We start from the raw sequence: 18580 nt of genomic DNA, 5'->3' as shown, positions 1-18580 counted from the left end.
ATTTAATGTCGCAATAATGCACAGCAATGAAGTACGGAGAGATAATAAAAGGCCTTTTATACATTTTGGCACAAAATTTTAACATGTGTGATCGCAGCATCCCTCACATCTTCAAAGCTTACACGATCGTGAATATAGTAAGAGATAAAGCCGTTCATACCTAAAAACAAAGTAAGTGGTATCGCTTGCATTTCTAAATCCGTTAGACGATCTGTATTCATAAATTGCCTGACCATAGTAGAGAAAAGCTTAATACATCGTTCTTGCTCAGCTCTGCAGTATGATAACAATTCTTCATCCCGAATCATGAACATCATTTCATATTGATGAGGATGATCGAGCCCAAATGCGATAAACTCCAACATAAGTTGTTCTACCTTCGTAAATCCTTCACTGGGCGGAGTTATCATCACCTGCTGCATTAAGCAGGCAACATGCTTGAAATCTTGGGCCACGATAGCATAGAAAAGTTCCGCTTTTTCTTTGAAATGATAATATAAAGATCCATGACTATACCCGAGATGCTGACCGATGCTGCGCATCGATATTGCACGATAACCTTTTGTGATGAACAAATGCCTGGCTGCTTCCAGAATACGTTCACGTGAAAGCTCCTGCTCTACTGCTCTTCTCGCCATACTCATTATTCTCCTTCAATATAATAAAGCTGTTCCCCTTCCGATATGGCCGCCTGTCCTTGTGTCAAATCAGTGATCCATGCTTTAAATGCTTCTGCCTCAGATACGAGCGGCAGACAAGTCAGCATCACTTTATCCGTAAATATCGTTTCGCCCATTCGCATTTCACGATTGCGGAGCTCATTCTCAAGTTTGCCTAACCAAGTGTAGTCCACTTCTATAAAAATTTGTTGATGAAGTACACGCGTAATCGGCTCCCCAGCTTCGATAGCAGCGACCGCGCCATCCGTATATGCGCGGAGCAGTCCACCTGCACCAAGCAAAATACCGCCAAAATACCTTGTCACAACGATAGCGACATTTTTCAGCCCGTTATTTTTAATAACTTCCAAAATCGGCTTGCCCGCGGTTCCGCTTGGCTCCCCGTCATCTGACGCCCGCTGAATCTCATCGCGCCAACCGACCATGTAAGCGGAGCAATTATGGGTAGCCGTTCGATGCTTTTTCTTAATCTCTTCAACGAATGCGATCGCTTCTTCTTCCGTTTCGACAGGCATAATATGACCGATAAACCTCGATTTTCGAATGACAATTTCTTTAATTCCAGGCTGTCTAACTGTTTTATAGCGTTCCAACATAACTGTTACCGTCCTTACTTATGTACCAAGAAAGCAGCTCTCCCGAATATACGAAGGGTGAACTGCTTTCTTGGTTTATATCTATTTAAACTAAGATTATATTATTCGGAAAGTCTTTTTTCAAGCTCTGCTTTTTCTTTTTCATAACCTGGTTTGCCAAGGAGTGCAAACATATTTTTCTTATATGCTTCCACGCCAGGTTGGTCAAATGGGTTAACGCCAAGCAAGTAGCCGCTGATTCCGCACGCTTTTTCAAAGAAATAAACAAGATATCCGAAAGAATAAGCTGACATATCAGGGATTGTTACGATCAAGTTCGGAACTTGACCATCTGTATGTGCAAGCATGGTTCCTTGGAATGCTTTTTTGTTAACAAAATCCATCGTTTTGCCAGCCAAGAAGTTTAGGCCGTCTAGATCTTCAGGATCTTTTTCAATTGTAATGTGTTCAGGTACCTCTTCAACTTGGATAACCGTTTCAAACAAATTACGTGTACCTTCTTGGATGAATTGACCCATGGAGTGAAGATCTGTTGAGAAGTCAACAGAAGCTGGGTAGATCCCTTTATGGTCTTTACCTTCGCTTTCGCCGTAAAGTTGTTTCCACCATTCAGATACGAAATGCAGTGAAGGCTCGTAGTTCACGAGAATTTCAGTTGCTTTACCTTTGCGATAAAGGGCATTGCGAACTGCTGCATATTGATAGCTTTGGTTCTCAGCTACGTTCGGATTGCTGTATTCTTTCGCTGCATCCGCTGCGCCTTGCATCATTTCATCAATGTTAATGCCAGCTACTGCGATCGGCAATAGACCTACAGCAGTGAGCACAGAGTAACGTCCGCCTACATCATCAGGGATGACGAAGGTCTCATAGCCTTCTGCGTTAGCCATTGTTTTCAGCGCGCCTCTTGCTTTGTCAGTTGTTGCATAGATGCGTTTGCGAGCTTCTTCTTTACCATATTTCTTTTCGAGTTCCGCTTTGAAAATACGGAAAGCAACAGCAGGCTCAGTCGTTGTACCTGATTTAGAGATAACATTGACGGAGAAATCTTTGCCATCGATAAGCTCAAGCAAATGGGTCACATATGTAGAGCTGATGTTGTTACCTGCAAAGAACACTTGCGGAGTTTTGCGTTTGTCTTTTGGAAGCAGGTTATAGAAAGAATGTGATAGCATTTCAATCGCTGCGCGTGCACCTAAATACGAACCACCGATACCGATTACGATCAGAACATCGGAGTCGCTTTGAATTTTCGCAGCCGCTTTTTTAATGCGCGCAAATTCTTCTTTGTCATAATTTGTTGGCAGATCAATCCAGCCAGTATAGTCAGAACCTACACCTGTTTTGTTATGGAGTTGTTCATGAGCTAGCTTAATTGGTTCTGCGAAATAATCAATTTCATGTTGACTAACGAACGACAGCGCTTTGCTGTAGTCAAATGTTACTTTTTTAGACATGGTATGGTTGCCTCCCTGTTGATTTAATTATCTTTATATTGTCTCAAACAACTAGAAATAGAATACTTTAATTTAGTTGCCCTGACAAGTTTCCTAATATACACCTTACTGTTTACATGATAAAATGTTTCTTGTTTTCCATTACGACATAGAAGGTGATTTTTTGTGAAAAAAATCGGATTTATCGGATTAGGAACTATGGGAGCTCCTATGGCATCCAATCTGCTCAAACAAGGTTACGATGTCACTGTCTATAACCGCACTGTTTCCAAAACTGCGCCGTTAGCGGAACTAGGCGCTTCCGTAGCTATGGCACCACGTGATGCGACTGAAGGTGCTGAAGTCATTATTACAATGGTCAGCGACGATGATTCGATCGCTCAAGTATATGAAGGCGAGCAAGGAATTTTGAAGGCTCTTGCATCCGGAATGACGGTTATCGATTGCAGTACGATTTCGCCTGAACTCGTCAAGAAACTAGCGGGCCAAATCGAAGCAAAAGGTTGTCAGTTCCTTGATGCGCCAGTAACCGGCAGTAAACCTGCGGCCATCGATGGTACGCTTGTCTTCATGGTTGGCGGTCATGCTGAAACAATTGCCAAACAGCAAGACGTATTCGATACACTTGGTAAAAAAGTGATTCACATGGGTCCAAACGGCAGCGGAGCTGTTGCTAAACTTGCTCATAACACGATGGTTGGGATCAACAATCTTGCACTTGCCGAAGGCTTCGCCATAGCGTCCAAATCCGGTATTCCAGCAGATGCTTTCCTCGAACTCGTACAGCTTGGATCAGCAGGCAGTAAAGCCGCCGACCTAAAAGGCCGCAAAATTATTGAGCACGATTTCAGCAATCAATTCTCACTTCAGCTCATGCTGAAAGATTTGAAATTAGCATCATCATTGACCGACGGAATCGGAGTTCCTACACCGATGCTGAATCTCGCCAAAAGCTTGTTTCAAGCCGGGCAAACGAAAGGCTACGGTGAAGAAGATCTATCCGCTGTTGTGAAATGCTATGAGGAATGGATCGGTCACACGATTAATGGTAAACCGCTTCAATAACTTTACAGTAATCGGTTAAAAAGAGGGTAAGTCCGAAACATAAGTTTCGGCTCTTACCCTCTTTTATTTATTTTACTGATATGAGCAGCAGTAATCCGTTACAGACCGCACCTCAAGCTTGAAGGTACGCTGCGCGGGTACGCTGAAAGTACCTTGGCCCTGAATGTGGGTCCAATCTTTCGCATCAGGCAACAACACTTTCAAATCACCGGATAGAATCTCCATGACTTCTTTTGTGTCTGTCCCGAATTCATAGGTTCCTGGAAGCATGATACCGAGCGTCACTTTACTGCCATCTTCAAGCAGCACAGTTCGACTGGTCACATTACCGTTAAAATAAACATTTGCTTCTTTAACAACCGTAGCATTTTGAAACTGTGCCATTGCCTCTCACTGCTCCCATCTACAAGTAAATGACTTTAAATTACAGCAAAGCTTTAACGCGGCTTACTACATTTTCAACAGTGAATCCATACTCAGCCATAACTTTATCCCCAGGAGCGGATGCACCAAATTTGTTAATGCCAAGAATATCGCCTTTTTCGCCTACAAAACGTTCCCAACCGAATGGATGAGCCATTTCCACAGCTAGACGAGCTTTAACGTCTGGCAAGATAACAGAATCTTTGTATGCTTGATCTTGTTTGTCGAACAGATCCCAGCTTGGCATGCTGATGACACGTACTTCGATACCTTCTTCAGCAAGCGCAGCTTGTGCTCTAACAGCAAGTTGTACTTCAGAACCTGTTGCCAAGATTTGAGCAACTGGTTTGCCATTTTTCGCATCAGATACAACGTATGCACCGCGTTTGATACCCTCGCGAGCTTTCTCAGCAGTACCTTCGAGAATTGGCAAGTTTTGACGAGTAAGTACAAGTGCAACTGGGTTTTGTTTGTTCTCAACTGCATATGCCCATGCTGCAGAAGTTTCGTTTGCGTCAGCTGGACGAATAACAGTAAGATCTGGAATAATGCGCAGGGAAGCCAGTTGTTCAATTGGTTCATGTGTAGGACCGTCTTCACCAACTGCAATACTGTCGTGTGTAAGTACGAACACAGAAGGTACTTTCATGATAGCTGCAAGACGTACAGCTGGACGCAAGTAATCTGTAAATACGAAGAACGTACCGCCAAATGCTTTTACGCCGCCATGAAGCATCATACCGTTAACTGCTGCTGCCATACCGAATTCACGAACACCGAAGTATACGTTGCGGCCGCTGTAGTCAGCTGGCGTGAAGCTTTCTTGACCGTTAAGGTGAGTCATTGTTGAGCTTTCAAGGTCAGCAGAACCACCGATCAATTGAGGAACTCCGTTTACAAGTCCGTTAAGTGCTTTACCAGAAGCAACGCGAGTAGAAACAGCTTTGTCTTCTACGCTGTATTTAGGCAATTCTTTGTCCCAACCTTCAGGAAGATCGCCAGCAAGCGCAAGTTCAAATTGTTTAGCAAGCTCAGGATAAGCAGCTTTGTATTTCGCAAATTGTTCATCCCATGCTTTGTTTGCAGCAATACCGCGAGCTTTAACAGCAGCGAAATGTTCACGAACTTCAGCTGGAACATAGAAGTCTTCTTCGTACTTCCAACCGTAGAATTCTTTAGTCAATTTCGCTTCTTCTTTACCAAGTGGTGATCCGTGTGTACCGCCATGACCGCCTTTACCTTGTTTGTTAGGACTGCCGTATCCGATGACTGTTTTCACTTCAATCAGAGTTGGACGAGTTGTATCTTTTTTACCTTCTTCAATTGCTTTTTCAATTGCAGCAAGGTCGTTACCGTCTTCAACGCGAAGAACTTGCCAGCCATAACCTTCAAAGCGTTTTTGAACACTTTCAGAGAAGCTAAGGTTTAGTTTACCATCCAAAGAAATATCATTGGAATCGTAAAGAACAACCAATTTACCTAGTTTCAAATGTGCTGCAAGGGAAGCTGCTTCGTGGGAAACGCCTTCCATCAAGTCGCCGTCGCCGCAAATTGCGTATGTGTAGTGGTCAACAATTTTGAAATTGTCTTTGTTGTAAGTAGCGCCCAAATGAGCTTCAGCCATTGCCATACCTACAGCCATAGCAATACCTTGACCAAGTGGACCTGTTGTTGCATCAACACCAGCTGTGTGACCAAATTCAGGGTGACCCGGTGTTAAGCTGCCCCATTGACGGAATCGTTTCAATTCTTCTAATGGCAAAGCGTAGCCGGAAAGGTGAAGCAAGCTATACAAAAGCATGGAACCGTGTCCAGCAGACAGTACGAAACGGTCACGGTTAATCCATGTTGGGTTATCCGGATTGTGTGTCATTGTTTTAGCGAACAATTGGTAACCCATAGGTGCGGCACCCATTGGCATACCAGGATGTCCTGAGTTTGCTTTCTCAATTGCATCGATCGCAAGCGTACGGATCGTTGTAATTGACAAATTGTCAATTGCATGATTTTTTTCAGTCATGGCTTAATCCTCCTAGTTTGTATATAGTTCGAAGTGCTCTAAAATGGCGTAAATGTCATTTTGACTTATTGTATTGTATCACTTGGTGAGCACCTTTTCCATAACGATATTAAAAGTAAACCTTTTCATTTCAAAATTTTCATCATAAATTCATTTTGTCCTATACCACCTTTACTTACTTATCCATACAAAAAAAGCTAGCTGATTGTTTTTTTCAGGCTAGCCTTTTTCTTATGTTTTATCCTAAGCTTTTCAATCCTATACTATTATACTGTGCTTTTTCAGCGGACGAATTTTAGAAGTGCTGCAATCGGATCTACACCGAGTATGGAGCCGGTCCATGAGAATGAATTTTGCTCAGTCAAGTGATGGTTTTGTCGAACACCATATAAGAAGACGATGCTGTACACTGGAGGGTTGCAATAACGACGACAGCCATAAAACTGAGCGATGCCGCTAATCACACCCCTTTCCCATTCAACATTCGAGAATGTTCACTTTAAAGTAATAAACGAATTGAAGTAGAAATTAGTTCCAATAAGAAAAGTTCCAACCTTATGGATGGAACTTTCATGCTTATTAGAGACTCAAGACTAGTTAAATACAACTGTTTTATTTTGATGAACAAGAATTCGGTCTTCAATATGCCATTTTACGGCTCTTGCTAGAACAACTCTCTCAATGGTGCGTCCAATTCGCTTCAGCTCAGTCACATCATCGCGGTGGCTTACGCGCTGAACGTCCTGCTCAATAATAGGACCGCCGTCGAGCTCTTCAGTCACATAGTGAGCGGTTGCTCCAATAATTTTCACCCCGCGTTCATAAGCTTGTTGGTACGGCTTGCCTCCAACAAACGCTGGCAAGAATGAATGGTGAATATTAATAATACGATTGCGGTAATGCTCGATAAATGTCGGTGAGATGATCTGCATATAACGAGCGAGAATGATGACATCAATATCGTCGCCGACAATTTCCAGTTGCCGCTGCTCAGCTTCTTTCTTCGTATCCGCTGTAACTGGAAAATGATGATATGGTATGCCGAACGATTCAACGTATTCGCGCATATCGTTATGGTTGCTGACGACCATCGCAATTTCAGCGTCGAGATCGCCTGCTTGCCATTGCCATAGGAGCTCTACCAAACAGTGATCTTCCTTCGACACGAAGATCGCCAGCTTCTTCTTACGGCTTACCGTTGTAATCTTCCACTCCATGTTAAAGTTTGCGGCAACCTGAGCAAAGTCAACTTGCAGCTGACGTAAATTCGCATCGAGCTCCGGAAGATCAAATTCAATGCGCATGAAGAACATGCCGCCCTCTGGATTCATTGTATACTGATCGGACTGTACGATATTTGCGCCATGTTCGTGCAGAAACCGTGATACCGCAGCGACAATCCCCGGTCCATCCGGACAAGAAATAAGCATGCGCGCACGATTGTGCTGACCATCCTTTGCAGCGTGTTGATTCGCTTTGATGTGTGCCTCCATTTTATAATTCTTCCTCTCCATAATTAAACAGTAAGCAGCCATTCCTTGCCTGCAAACCAGGCAGTTAGTCGGTGGTTAATTTGTTCCTCAGTCAATTCTGGGAACAGTCTTGCTTCAACAACTAGATCATATAGACGTTCCATTGGTTCACGCGGATCTGCTTTTTTCGCTTTCGCGTCATTTTTCAGCACATCCCACGTGCCCAGTACGAAAGCCCGAGGATCGATATCTTGCTTTTTAAAGAATGAATGCAGCATATCGACGTCGTTCAAAAATTCATCACCGAAACGTTCTTTCACACTTCCGCGCAGCATCGCAATTTCAGCTTCGTACATTGGACGCTGCGTCTTTGCATCTTTCCCGATCCAAGGCGTTTCTAGAATGAACGGACGTCCTTTAAGTCCATCATGATGGACCACGTTGTTAATGGTTTCAAATCCAAGCCATCCGGAGCCTGTTGTTGCATGACGGTCTTTACGAGCGCCGGTTGGATTTTTGCTGTCATTGATATGGACAACGGCAATTCGGTTTAACCCAACAATACGATCGAACTCTTCTAGAACACCATCCAGATCGTTTACAATGTCATACCCTGCGTCGTGAATGTGACAGGTATCTATACATACCGTCAATCGTTCATTGTACTGCACTTTGTCGATAATCTCGGCAATTTCTTCGAATGAGCGGCCAACCTCCGTGCCTTTGCCTGCCATCGTCTCGAGTGCGATGTTCACGTCCGTATCTTCTGTACCTCCGAGCACTTCATTAAGACCCTCAGCGATACGCTTTATTCCATATTCGGCATCTTTATCTGTATATGCACCTGGATGCAGTACGATATTTTTGACACCAATAGCTTGTGTACGGCGAATTTCCTCTTGCAAGAAATTAACCGCAAGTTCATATGTGTTCGATTTATACGAACCTAAGTTGATAATATAAGGTGCATGCACGACAATTTCACTAACGCCGTTTTCCTGCATCACTTTCTTACCTTCTTCAAGGTACATGGACTCCATCGGTTTACGACGCGTATTCTGAGGTGCGCCAGTATATATCATAAACGAACTGGAGCCGTAAGAAGCAGCTTCATTCGCAGCATTTAATAGACCCTTGTCCGAAAACGATACATGGGAACCAATTTTCAACATAAACTATCCCCTATCATGTGAATTTATTCCTTATTTTAACTTGATTATCGAAATAAATAAAGAAATGCGTTATAATTCATAATTAGAAAAAAAGTCATCATATTACTGAGGTGAGAATATGAACCATTATTTTGGACATGGTTTCCTCTCAATAACACCAAATCACTGGTTTATGAATACAATTGCCTTCTGGACATTTGTTCTGCTTGGAAGCATGTGCATCGGCGGATACTTCATGTTTCGTAAATTTCTAAAAGTATTGCCTAAGGCAGACGGTAAATCAAAGCTCGATTGGCAAAATTATTGGGTAGAGAAAAGTCGGAAGCTGTGGACAGAGGAATCGAAAGCGTTCCTCGACCAATTGGTTCAGCCTGTACCAGGGCCGTTTCGAGATATCGCTAAACATTCCATCGCAGCGGAAATCGGAAAAATAGCGATTGAAAGCGGCGCGCCAGAAGTGACTCGCGATCACTGCATCAAAGGCTATATTGTAGCAACGCCTAAGCGAGACAACAAGTTTCTCGTCAAATTTCTGAAAGAGAATCAAATTGATTATTCGCCTTATCAACATTTACTGAATAAATAATTGGCAGTACCAAGAAGCCCTCCTGTAGAAGCATTTATAAATGTCCGCAGGAGGGCTATTTTAATGAATATCAAATAAGAAAGGAACATCTGTATATGCGAATTGCGATTTGCGGGGGAACCGGCTTTGTGGGTAAAGCTCTAGTCGAGTATTGGCTTAAAGAAGGGCATGAATTAATGGTTATTACTCGAAAAGTTACCAAGCATAATAGTAATATCGATGGAATTACATACGTAACTTGGCAGCGAGCAGAGAAAGATCCTCACGCTTTCGAAGGAGTCGAGGCGATCGTAAATCTGGCCGGAGAGACCATTAACCAGAGATGGTCAGCAAAAGCAAAAGAACGGATTATGCAGTCGCGTCTGCAAACAGTCAGCGCTGTCGCTAAGCTCGTACAATCTCTTAAGCACAAACCTAAAGTCGTAGTGCAAGCATCCGCGATGTCGATCTACGGTACATCATGGACTGAGACTTTTGACGAGACTTCATCCGAACATATCATGAATTTTCCCGCTGAAGTAGCCAAAGCATTGGAAGATGAGACTAAGCGAATTAAAGATACGAGAGTCATCCGGCTTCGTGTGAGCCTTGTCCTAGGTAATGAAGGTGGTGCATTTCCTCTAATGAAGCTACCCTATCTACTTGGAGTCGGTGGAAGAATAGGTAGCGGAAAACAGTGGACGTCGTGGATTCATATTCAAGATATTGTTCGCCTCATCGATTTCTGCTTGAAGAATGAGGATATATCAGGACCTGTGAACGCCAGCAGTCCTCATCCTGTAACGAATGATCAATTTGGTAAAATCGTTGGCCAAGTATACCGCCGGCCACACTGGTTCCCTATCCCTTCGTTCATGTTCAAAATTCTATTCGGTGAAATGTCGACCATTTTACTAGAAGGTCAAAGAGTTGTACCGCGTGTTGCCCTGGAGCATGGATTCAAGTTCCTCTATCCAACGCTGGAAGAAGCACTGTCTCATTTAAAAAATGAAGGCAAGCTAAAATGAATTGTTCAAATCATCAATCTGAACATAACTTATAACTTGTGCCTGCTATGTTGAACGTGTCACCTTCCTGTAACGGATAATCTTTGTATGGAACCATCGGTTCGCCCCTAAGCACGGTGCCATTCTTAGAGCCCAGGTCTTTAATACGGCACCCATCTTGAACAATCATGAGCTCTACATGAGCTCGTGATGTGCCCACTGTCTCATCTACATATTGAGCCACATCTGATGAACGTCCTATGATAAAGCTCGCATGATGAAGCTCAATTCGCTCAAGTTCGTTCATACCTTGCGCTAATCGTTCTAGAAATAGTGCTGTTGTCTGTCTAGCAGATCCCTTACTGGAATTTGGTTTAAGCATAACTGTCGCTTGTCCTCGCGGTGAAGAGAGCATTTCTGTACGTGAGCTTAGTTCAGCATAATAATCTTCCGTATTCTTTCGGTCTTTGAATTCACGAATGGCTTCCACATCAGTATGTATTTGTTGCTTTTGCTTTGTTTGCGGCTTTTGCAGCTTTTGTATTGAGTGTTCAGCAAGGTTGTAGTCATCAGTACGAATTTCTTCCTTAGCTTCAGATGCATTCAGGCACCACAGTTCCTTATTCGTATTCGATTTACGTTTCGAATCTATAAATCCAGTCAATTTCTCTACGGCAAATCGAGATTTTCCTTTTGATGAAGACATAGCAGAACCTAGATCGATCGATTCAAATACGGGCACCTGTTTTATTGACTGACCTCCAAAATTTCTTAAGAAGGACAGCTTACCTATCCAATACAGAACTGCCGTTATTCCTAATAGGACTGTTATCGCTGCGCACATAAACATCGTCCCCGTACTGGGTGCTTCTAGGTATACTAGCCGCCAAGGTAACACTGACCCAACTACGCAACCTAACGTAACGTATGTTTTCATAGACGAAGATGATTTTGGGTTATCTTCCTCCGCTTCTGAATGCTCAGCATTTGATTCGATTTTCGCAGAAGATGCCGCTGTGGATATCGAGAAAAAAGGATGAGGCATGGACCGATCAACTGAATGATCTGCATGACGATCTAGGGGACGATTTATAGAACGATCTATGGAACGTACTACGGAACGCTCTTCTGCAACTTCTTCCTGCATTTGCAGCTCAATCTTAAATTTGGGAGTCGCCGCTTCTTCGTTATCATTTCCAGCTAACAATTGGATCAACAGACTCTTTAAGCCTTGAATCGTAAAAAAATCATTTCGACAAAACTGCACGATTTGCTGCAGTCCGTTTCCTTCGAGATGAGATACCGATGTCATAAATAATGAGATAAGCCGATTTAGACTTTCCTGTATTTCATTAGACATAGGCTTCTGTAATGGTACATAAGTTAAGTAAAGTGTTCCTAATTGTAGGGAACCATCAATAAACATATAATCTTCATGCAAAATATAATTATGATGATCGAGCATGTATAATTTACTATCCTCTAGTGCACTTACAAGTTGAAGCAGCAAGGTGTAAAATTCCGTCATATTCATTTTCTCGCTCTTTAGACAGTGTGAGAGCATTCTTTTAGCAGTAATATCATATTGAAAAGTAACTTTAAAATCGAGCTCCTTAATATTAAGGTGCAGCAAATGAGGAATTTTTGTAGAAGCAATCATTCCGCATTGCACCTGACTTAGTTCCTTCGTATGAATCCCCTCTGGATGCTGCAATACCATATAGGTTCCGCCATTTTGGATAAAATCCGTATGAAAGCTAACCATCCTTTACCTCTCCCCTGCACACTGAAATAAAAATAAGATTAAACATACAAATAGGCTGCAATTACTCCAGGAAGAACTGCCACCATAAACGGAAATTGTAAATGCTCACTTTGTCCAGATGTGATCGGACTAAAATTTCGGAACATGATTACACTAATTACACGCCTGGCTAAAAGACGAAGGCGAATAACTGCTTCGCGACGCCAGAGCATGATGACTAGACCGATTAGACCAGCAAATAATATAGAGTACATAAAAGAATGCATCGTAAATGTCGTTCCGGTCCATGCTCCAATTCCAGCAAATATCTTAACATCACCTGCTCCAACAGCCCGGACGAAGTATAACATGAGCAAAATTCCAAAACCCGCTCCCATACCTTTTATACTAACCAGTACTCCTTCCCATCCTCCGTTAATCCACCCAAACAACAGTCCGCTAACAACAGCACTCATTGAAATAACATTTGGTATTTTCATAGATTTCATATCAGTTATAAATGCCGCTGCAATAAAGATAAAACAGCCCCAAAAAGCAAATTCCATATCGTTCATCCTCTCCTACTCACCGTTTTTCTTCCGAGCCTCAAACATGACTTCGGCATGCTGTCCATCCTCTGTCTCCACAACAAACTTCCAGCTGCCAGGGGTAGTATTTGAACCAACTCTCCATGTCCATTCGATATAACCATTTTCATCGGCCTGCTGACTGCCTAAATGCTTGGCAATACTTTGCCCGCTCTTATAAAAAATAGATAATGCAGCTGTGGTGCCCGGCTGAACTTTCACTTTTATCGTTGCATTATGGCCAATATAAGCCGGCTCCGGTTTGGCTATAATTTGAACCCGCCCATGATCATCTTCGCCATTGTCTTTCTCGTTCACGGCGAATTCACCCGTGTCTCCAACCCAAACCCGCTCCACAGCTTTAGACTGCAGAACGATTTTCTTATTAAGAAAAGGAATCCGAAAAGGCAGCTCATAGCTTGCTTGAATACCGAAATACGGATTCTTCTGTTCACCAAAGTTAGGAACAATGACTTTCGAGACGTGAATTCGTTCATAGTCCAAAATGCTGTCTTGAACAAACGGCTTCATAATAGGTTTTACAATTGGGTCCAAAACCGCTTCAGACATTTGATTTTTAAGTCGTTCGAGCGGCTCAGAACCTTTGGAAACAGCTTCTTCAGCCCACCCTTTAATCGGCTCGGGAAGAAAGCTGCTATAATCAGCTACCCACTCCTGAACAGACAATTGAGGGAAATTCATATTGAGAAAAGGTGCTGACGATGGCGAACCAGGAACGGCTTCTGCAGCAATCGCAACCATATACATATGTGATGAGATCTCCTTTGTCGTGTCTGATACAGTCGTATTCAGTGCAGTTGAAACGAGCGTCGTCTGAACGATATATACTAAAAAGACAATGAAAAATAGAAATATAGGCAGTACAAGCGACGCTTCAAGCACCATGCTTCCTCGCTCCGAGTTATGAAGTTGTCCTTCTGCTTGCGTACACTGATTACCATCCTCATGATGGGATTTAAGCCTTCCTAGACGAAATAATCGTTTATTCATAGACAGCCTCTTAATAGGAAAAATATACTTGTTTGGTTGAATAATAACGGTTACCTTTTACTTCCCCTGGCAAAGCTCCTATACTGCTAAACGTTTTAAATATCCCTGGCAAAAACCATAGTTTGATCGATGTTCGAATTTCACTGGAAGCATAGGTTCCTCTTTCCGCAGGATTAATACCTGTATTAAACCGAATTAAAGCTAGCATGCGTGACATTTTATATTCGTTGTTACTGTGAATGAGCAAATAGAATCTGAGATGATCTTTATAATCAACTTCAAACGGAATATATTTGGAAAACTGAACAGATCCATTTTTGGTTAATGTGATCATATCTTCAGTTGCTTTTTCAACTGCATATAACAGTGCCGAAGCTAAAATTAATAACGGATTCCCTTTGTTAAGATTCATAACTAAACCTTCAACAGTATGAATCGCGAGCCGGGTACTGAACACTTCTGTATAGGCGGCAATAATATTGCCAACTGGGTTATGAAAACCATAAAGTATATATTCAAGCTCTTGATTTTGAACACCAAGCTGGTCAACAACTTGCTCTGAAAGCTTCATGCTCGCTGCCGATGCATTAGTACTTAGCAAGCTGTTAAAATCGAAATGGGAGAAATACTTCGTTGCATACTCATTTTGAAAAAGCTCATCCCCTAGGCCCGTTAAAAGTGATGACATGTTGCCGAACAGTCCATCCATACTTTTCATCGCCTCATCACCAGCTTCATATGGATCTTCTGTGACACCAGTTCCTGAGCTCTCTGTATTCGTACTTTTATTAAAATGAACGATTTCATCATCGTACTGTTTTAATGTTGTGTACTCTTCCCACTGCGCCGAAGCCTTTTCTTGAAGTTTGTTTAGCTGTGAAATGATATTTGTTACGTTTTTTAGTTTCTGTTTGACCGTTTTTTCGATGGATTTACGTTCTGTATCTGACGCTCTATATGCTGCTAATGACTTTTCCGTACGGTCTAACACGTTTTCTGGTCCTGATACAGCATACTGTTGTAAATATTGATCAAGATCCTTTCTTGTGTCTACGATCGATGTTTTTAAAGAACCCGCACTCGCTGATATCGAAGACATGGAACGGCTCTCGGAGATCACACTCATCATTCCCTTGTTAACAGAAGTATAATTTTGCGATTGAATACTTACACCCTCTTCTAATTGGGTAAGGAGTGTATCGGATATGATCAGCTTTTCGCTCATTTGACGGATTTTTATCATATCATTTGCTCTTCCAATAGAATCAGGAGATAAGCTGCTTCCTGGAACATCTGCCTTAGATACGGCATCATATCCCTGAGTCGCCTCTCGCTTCTCCGCGTCTGCAATAATTGTCTTCATCTCTTCATTCAGTTTCTTAACTCGATCCATCAGTTCCTTCGCTTCGTTCAATAGACGCTCATGACGATTTGCTGTATCTTCACTTGCCCTTTGCAGCCTATTTATGAGTCTGGCAGATCCAAATATATAATCCGAAATCTCACTTGAATACATTTGGTCTTCCGAGTCCCGATCACGATCGGCCTCTACTTTTGAAATGTAATCTTCATGTTGAGCCGCTATATCAGATGCGGAGCTGATACTTCCTATCGATTCGTCTCCAATGGACTCCCCTTTGGGATCCATCACAAGAAGAGGTAATGGTTCTGCACTTTTGGCTGATTCTCTTTGATCCGCTATCATTTGGTCAATGAGCTCTTCACGCTCATCGTATAGCTTTTGTAATTTTTTCAGAACTTCGACCGTATTGGAAGCTTCCTTCATTTCCTGTGATATAGGCTTGAACTTCTGTACTAATTCCAAAGTAAAATCAATCGGAGCTTTATATTTCATTTCTTCTCGGATTTGTTGATTAAAAACGTCGTAATTGCCCAATTGACGCTCAAGATTGATAGTTGAAGTGTCAAGTGACACATTAACAATTGACAAACTATCGCTTCTATCTGCTAGATTGACATTGTCATCAAGTATTTTAGCTAACAATTGATTCTGATCGGTGCTGCCAAAAGCAAACAACCCATATTTCTTCTGTAAAGCGGGATCGTAAGACGACATGACGGAACGAACGCTCGAATGAGACAATCTTTCACTTTGAACTTGAAAGGCGGTGATTCTTGCATAATCAATAAATACAGCAACGAAAGCAATAACAACGGCTAGAATCATCATTAAGAAGATGGATACCGACCCTTGTTCAGAGCGCCATCTTTTGAACATTTGTCACTCCCCCTTTACAGCAGATTTGTTAATTGCTTTTTGCCTGTTTGCGGATGACCGCAGCCGCATCTATTTGATTCATGGCAGGTCCTCCTTGCCCTTTAAATTTAGCCCCGTAATAACGCACTAACTCTACGGTTCTTATAAATTCAACGGGCTCAGTCACAACCGAACTCACTTCACTGTTCATATTCCCGCCTATTACCTGCGTTATCCCGGGTAAATCTACAAATTGTTCAAGATGAACATTCACTTTTCGAAGCATCAGTTGATGATCATAGCTCATCTCTCCGCTCATTCCAGATGGAATGCCTGATGCCGCTTTCGCTATTTTCTGAACGGATAAGGCCCCGCTCTGCGAAGCTGCTGCAGGCAATGCAAGAGATTGTCTAGATGAAACTCCAGCGAAACCAAAGAGTGCTCCCAGCATCTGATCGTCACTTAATCGCCAGTAGAGAGAATCATACTCCCCCTTCGCAAAGGAGCCATTACGTGCATCTTTATGACTGTTATCCCAGCTATACGCCGCACGTTCCGCAGCAGATGAAGCTACTTGGACTAATATCGCATTTTGATACATATACACGCAGAAGAACAACAACGTAAACGTTACTAACAATACAATCGGAAAGACAAGGGAAGCCTCTAAGGAGAAACTTCCCTCACTATCAAGTATGCTGCGCTTTTTCATAGCTCACTAATTCATAAAATCATTCGTTTTTTCTTTTGTGTTATCAAGTAGCTTACGAACAATCGCAATAATTTCATTTTTAAACAAAATAGCAATGGCTACGATAACAGCAATAATAAGAATCATCTCTAATGTTCCTATTCCGTCTTCCTCATTCCAAAAACGCTTCATACCCTTATTAATATTCATTACCATTGATAACCCTCCTATATTTTCATCATCATAAAAGCAGGTGATCCAACTAACAAAAGAACAACTAAAAAAATAAGTACCATGGGGAAAACTAATTTTGACGAAGCTTGCTCTCCTCTCGTGCGACTAATGGCCTTTCTTCTCTCCCATAACACACGGGATAAATCACGAAGTGCCAGTACAAAGTCATTGCCGCCTCTTCGGTAATTTAGCAGCACCGTCGTAGTAAATATAGACACTTCCTGAATACCGCATCGTTTGCTTAGCGCATCAAAAGACTGTTGAAACGAATAACCACTCTCCCATTCATGAATCATTTTCAATATTTCTCGGTACAATGGATGATTATCTTCGGATTGCTTTTGGCGCGCGCAGTGCGTGATGGCTTGCTGTACCGTTTCACCAGCCCCAACAAGCAAAATAATTTTATTTAACAGTTCCGGCAGCTCTAGCAAAATCTCCTGATCACGCAGCTGAACCTTCTTCTGCAAATCTTGAATCATGGAGAACGGAACAAGCACAGCTAATAGAACCCCAATTCCAAAGCCCGTTATTTCTCCATTCATCAGGAGAGAGAGAAGGCAGCCCAATGTCACAAGCAACCAACTGTACGATAAAATTTCTGCCATGAAAAGGATCGTCATTTCCGCACTTCTGTGCTGCACGCCGTAGTTCTTTTGAATAGAGCGCTGAATTTTAAAAAACAGCACTGGTAAACGGTTGTATACGCGCAGCTTGTCCAGCAAAAAAAGTGAAGGAGCTGATATTTGCTGAAGCTTTAATCCTGCCATAGTAATTGATCTAAACTGGTTGTATTTTCGCCCGCAAAGCTGATTCAGCACCACCCAACCGCCCACTAGCAGAACCAGCACCAATGCCCAGGTCATAGTTAGCCCCCTTTATATTTTCACATTCATGATTTTATTGATGAGCCAGAAGCAAACTCCTAGCATCAACAAGCCTACAGTTGACACAACCATACCAATACCGCTGTACATGGGTTTCATATAATCTGCAGCGGTCAAATTCATGAAGATAAGGAATAAGAAAGGTGCAGCAAGCAGCGCTTTCGACTCAAATCGTTTTTGGGCCATCATGACTGATAACTCCTGCTGAATATCGAGTTTCTCTCCGATGATCGTCGATGTGCGGCGGACTACTTCAACCAAATCTCCCCCTGTTCGCTTACAGGCAGTGAATACATCTGCAAAATTCGTTATATCCTCAATCGCTGCCCGGCGGCTGAAATCTTGCAGAGCTTCTTCGATGGGCTGACCATACTCCATTTTTGTACAAATTATGTGTAGCTCCGTTATCAGATCATTATCCGAATCCGGAATTAACATCTTCAAATCCTGTGCAGCTTCACGGAAACTATTCTCCACCGATCGCCCTGCTGCAAGAGATGATGAGAGTGAATAAAGCGCCTGCTTAAAATGTAAACTCATCGCAGATCTCCGCTGCTTAAGCATATGTTTGTTCCAAAATCGGGGTACCAGCATCCCAGCGAAAGATAACATCATAGCAATAAGCCATTGATGATAGAACAAGTATCCTACAGCAAAAAAGATTGCAGATCCAATGACGATACAAAGCGTTCTTTCTCGAATTGAAAGCTTATACACCGTATAATCTTGAAGTGTCATGATCACCTTACCT

19 protein-coding genes are annotated in these 18580 nt (G+C 42.4%); 3 read left to right on the top strand and 16 right to left on the bottom strand.

Going from position 1 to position 18580, the window contains the following annotated elements; translation table 11 throughout:
- Positions 1–56 precede the first annotated feature (56 nt).
- The 3 genes from J2Z20_RS11600 to J2Z20_RS11590 form a co-directional block, all read right to left on the bottom strand.
- Positions 57–638, bottom strand: coding sequence for a TetR/AcrR family transcriptional regulator (locus tag J2Z20_RS11600; protein WP_209849976.1), 582 nt, complete (start codon positions 636–638; stop codon positions 57–59).
- Between the two features lie 5 nt (positions 639–643).
- Positions 644–1276: a YigZ family protein gene (locus tag J2Z20_RS11595; protein ID WP_209849972.1), complete on the bottom strand. Its 633-nt coding sequence runs from the start codon at positions 1274–1276 to the stop codon at positions 644–646.
- Between the two features lie 101 nt (positions 1277–1377).
- Positions 1378–2733 carry a glucose-6-phosphate isomerase gene (locus J2Z20_RS11590; RefSeq protein ID WP_209849969.1) on the bottom strand — a complete coding sequence of 452 codons (1356 nt, stop codon included), beginning with the start codon at positions 2731–2733 and terminating at the stop codon, positions 1378–1380.
- Positions 2734–2898: 165 nt separating this feature from the next.
- Here J2Z20_RS11590 and J2Z20_RS11585 point away from each other — a divergent pair, with 165 nt between their 5' ends.
- Positions 2899–3798, top strand: a complete 900-nt coding sequence (locus tag J2Z20_RS11585; RefSeq protein ID WP_209849966.1) for an NAD(P)-dependent oxidoreductase — start codon at positions 2899–2901, stop codon at positions 3796–3798.
- Positions 3799–3870: 72 nt separating this feature from the next.
- On the opposite strand, the gene ppnP is transcribed toward J2Z20_RS11585, so the two are convergent.
- From ppnP to J2Z20_RS11560, 5 genes are all read right to left on the bottom strand, one after another.
- A complete protein-coding gene (gene ppnP / locus J2Z20_RS11580) occupies positions 3871–4182 on the bottom strand; it encodes a pyrimidine/purine nucleoside phosphorylase (protein WP_209849963.1) in 312 nt (103 codons plus the stop codon).
- A gap of 40 nt (positions 4183–4222) precedes the next feature.
- The gene (gene tkt, locus J2Z20_RS11575) at positions 4223–6241 is read right to left on the bottom strand and encodes a transketolase (protein ID WP_209849960.1); all 2019 of its coding nucleotides are present in this window, start codon (positions 6239–6241) and stop codon (positions 4223–4225) included.
- A 281-nt stretch (positions 6242–6522) separates the two neighbouring features.
- The gene (locus J2Z20_RS11570) at positions 6523–6705 is read right to left on the bottom strand and encodes a hypothetical protein (RefSeq protein ID WP_209849958.1); all 183 of its coding nucleotides are present in this window, start codon (positions 6703–6705) and stop codon (positions 6523–6525) included.
- A 129-nt stretch (positions 6706–6834) separates the two neighbouring features.
- Entirely contained in the window at positions 6835–7734 is a 900-nt protein-coding gene (gene purU, locus J2Z20_RS11565; protein ID WP_209849956.1) for a formyltetrahydrofolate deformylase, read from the bottom strand.
- A 23-nt stretch (positions 7735–7757) separates the two neighbouring features.
- Positions 7758–8885: a deoxyribonuclease IV gene (locus J2Z20_RS11560; protein ID WP_209849953.1), complete on the bottom strand. Its 1128-nt coding sequence runs from the start codon at positions 8883–8885 to the stop codon at positions 7758–7760.
- Positions 8886–9003: 118 nt separating this feature from the next.
- Here J2Z20_RS11560 and J2Z20_RS11555 point away from each other — a divergent pair, with 118 nt between their 5' ends.
- Positions 9004–9471, top strand: coding sequence for a DUF2621 domain-containing protein (locus J2Z20_RS11555; protein ID WP_209849950.1), 468 nt, complete (start codon positions 9004–9006; stop codon positions 9469–9471).
- A gap of 95 nt (positions 9472–9566) precedes the next feature.
- Positions 9567–10478: a TIGR01777 family oxidoreductase gene (locus tag J2Z20_RS11550; protein WP_209849948.1), complete on the top strand. Its 912-nt coding sequence runs from the start codon at positions 9567–9569 to the stop codon at positions 10476–10478.
- A gap of 13 nt (positions 10479–10491) precedes the next feature.
- On the opposite strand, the gene J2Z20_RS11545 is transcribed toward J2Z20_RS11550, so the two are convergent.
- The 8 genes from J2Z20_RS11545 to J2Z20_RS11510 are packed head-to-tail and all read right to left on the bottom strand — an operon-like array spanning position 10492 to position 18567.
- A complete protein-coding gene (locus tag J2Z20_RS11545; protein ID WP_209849946.1) occupies positions 10492–12222 on the bottom strand; it encodes a DUF6382 domain-containing protein in 1731 nt (576 codons plus the stop codon).
- A gap of 38 nt (positions 12223–12260) precedes the next feature.
- The gene (locus J2Z20_RS11540; RefSeq protein WP_209849944.1) at positions 12261–12767 is read right to left on the bottom strand and encodes an A24 family peptidase; all 507 of its coding nucleotides are present in this window, start codon (positions 12765–12767) and stop codon (positions 12261–12263) included.
- A gap of 15 nt (positions 12768–12782) precedes the next feature.
- Positions 12783–13799 (bottom strand): TadE/TadG family type IV pilus assembly protein, encoded by a 1017-nt coding sequence (locus tag J2Z20_RS11535; RefSeq protein WP_245252273.1) that lies wholly within the window; start codon positions 13797–13799, stop codon positions 12783–12785.
- Between the two features lie 10 nt (positions 13800–13809).
- Positions 13810–16038: a TadE/TadG family type IV pilus assembly protein gene (locus tag J2Z20_RS11530; protein WP_209849942.1), complete on the bottom strand. Its 2229-nt coding sequence runs from the start codon at positions 16036–16038 to the stop codon at positions 13810–13812.
- Between the two features lie 28 nt (positions 16039–16066).
- A complete protein-coding gene (locus J2Z20_RS11525; RefSeq protein ID WP_209849940.1) occupies positions 16067–16729 on the bottom strand; it encodes a TadE family protein in 663 nt (220 codons plus the stop codon).
- 6 nt (positions 16730–16735) lie between these two features.
- Positions 16736–16924, bottom strand: coding sequence for a Flp1 family type IVb pilin (locus J2Z20_RS11520; RefSeq protein WP_209849937.1), 189 nt, complete (start codon positions 16922–16924; stop codon positions 16736–16738).
- 11 nt (positions 16925–16935) lie between these two features.
- On the bottom strand, positions 16936–17808 hold the full coding sequence (locus J2Z20_RS11515; RefSeq protein ID WP_209849934.1) for a type II secretion system F family protein: 873 nt from the start codon (positions 17806–17808) through the stop codon (positions 16936–16938).
- A 12-nt stretch (positions 17809–17820) separates the two neighbouring features.
- Complete coding sequence (locus J2Z20_RS11510; protein WP_209849931.1) at positions 17821–18567, bottom strand: type II secretion system F family protein; 747 nt, start codon at positions 18565–18567, stop codon at positions 17821–17823.
- Between the last annotated feature and the right edge of the window lie 13 nt (positions 18568–18580).

The organism is Paenibacillus sediminis (assembly GCF_017873765.1).
Taxonomy (GTDB): domain Bacteria; phylum Bacillota; class Bacilli; order Paenibacillales; family Paenibacillaceae; genus Paenibacillus_AG; species Paenibacillus_AG sediminis.
The sequence above is the reverse complement of the archived record's forward strand: the minus strand, read 5'-3'. Positions and strand labels throughout refer to the sequence as shown.

Coding starts and splice junctions, on each gene's coding strand:
- J2Z20_RS11590 (WP_209849969.1), bottom strand. CDS start 2,733: ATGTCTAAAAAAGTAACATTTGACTACAGCAAAGCGCTGTCGTTCGTT.
- J2Z20_RS11525 (WP_209849940.1), bottom strand. CDS start 16,729: ATGAAAAAGCGCAGCATACTTGATAGTGAGGGAAGTTTCTCCTTAGAG.
- J2Z20_RS11540 (WP_209849944.1), bottom strand. CDS start 12,767: ATGGAATTTGCTTTTTGGGGCTGTTTTATCTTTATTGCAGCGGCATTT.
- J2Z20_RS11535 (WP_245252273.1), bottom strand. CDS start 13,799: ATGAATAAACGATTATTTCGTCTAGGAAGGCTTAAATCCCATCATGAG.
- J2Z20_RS11595 (WP_209849972.1), bottom strand. CDS start 1,276: ATGTTGGAACGCTATAAAACAGTTAGACAGCCTGGAATTAAAGAAATT.
- purU (WP_209849956.1), bottom strand. CDS start 7,734: ATGGAGGCACACATCAAAGCGAATCAACACGCTGCAAAGGATGGTCAG.
- J2Z20_RS11550 (WP_209849948.1), top strand. CDS start 9,567: ATGCGAATTGCGATTTGCGGGGGAACCGGCTTTGTGGGTAAAGCTCTA.
- J2Z20_RS11510 (WP_209849931.1), bottom strand. CDS start 18,567: ATGACACTTCAAGATTATACGGTGTATAAGCTTTCAATTCGAGAAAGA.
- J2Z20_RS11530 (WP_209849942.1), bottom strand. CDS start 16,038: ATGTTCAAAAGATGGCGCTCTGAACAAGGGTCGGTATCCATCTTCTTA.
- J2Z20_RS11515 (WP_209849934.1), bottom strand. CDS start 17,808: ATGACCTGGGCATTGGTGCTGGTTCTGCTAGTGGGCGGTTGGGTGGTG.
- J2Z20_RS11600 (WP_209849976.1), bottom strand. CDS start 638: ATGGCGAGAAGAGCAGTAGAGCAGGAGCTTTCACGTGAACGTATTCTG.
- J2Z20_RS11560 (WP_209849953.1), bottom strand. CDS start 8,885: ATGTTGAAAATTGGTTCCCATGTATCGTTTTCGGACAAGGGTCTATTA.
- J2Z20_RS11520 (WP_209849937.1), bottom strand. CDS start 16,924: ATGGTAATGAATATTAATAAGGGTATGAAGCGTTTTTGGAATGAGGAA.
- tkt (WP_209849960.1), bottom strand. CDS start 6,241: ATGACTGAAAAAAATCATGCAATTGACAATTTGTCAATTACAACGATC.
- J2Z20_RS11555 (WP_209849950.1), top strand. CDS start 9,004: ATGAACCATTATTTTGGACATGGTTTCCTCTCAATAACACCAAATCAC.
- J2Z20_RS11545 (WP_209849946.1), bottom strand. CDS start 12,222: ATGGTTAGCTTTCATACGGATTTTATCCAAAATGGCGGAACCTATATG.
- ppnP (WP_209849963.1), bottom strand. CDS start 4,182: ATGGCACAGTTTCAAAATGCTACGGTTGTTAAAGAAGCAAATGTTTAT.